Below are 567 nucleotides of genomic sequence, written 5' to 3'. Positions count from 1 at the left end.
GTTGTGCATGCAGTCAAAATGAATTTTTATTTAAGCTGACTGCCACTAACACCCGTTTTCGGGCTTTTTGCGGCAAAATGAAGTGTGTTTTGCTACTAAATACAGCGCATTTTGGTGCTAAACGCAGTGTGTTTTGGTGCTAAATGCAGTGCGTTTTGGTGCTAAACGCAGCGCGTTTTGGTGCTAAACGCAAGGTAAAATGGTGCTAAATGCAAGGCAAAACGCATAAAAATGCACCGCAATGGTATAAACAAAACCTTTTAGAATCATGAAAAACATGGCTGAAAAGGGCAAAATTGTGGTTAAAAAGTGGGATTTTAGGGTCTAAAAGCGGGAAATTGGGCCTGAAAAATGATGAGTTGGCAACCATTCTGGAAAGGCAAAAGCGTGCAAAATGCAGGTTTTTTCTTAAAAACAGACACGTTAGGAGAAGTGAAAAGCAAGAAACGGTAGTGTTTTACCTACTTTTTAACCCCGATTTTCGCTAGAACGGAGTGAAAAATAACGTGTCGTTGTAAAATAAAAATAAAGATTTTAAGTTTTTGAGTTGATGAGTTGGCGGGCTAA

It is taken from the genome of Prevotella sp. HMSC073D09, assembly GCF_001814145.1.
Lineage (GTDB): Bacteria > Bacteroidota > Bacteroidia > Bacteroidales > Bacteroidaceae > Prevotella > Prevotella conceptionensis.
This window is presented reverse-complemented; position numbering follows the sequence as displayed.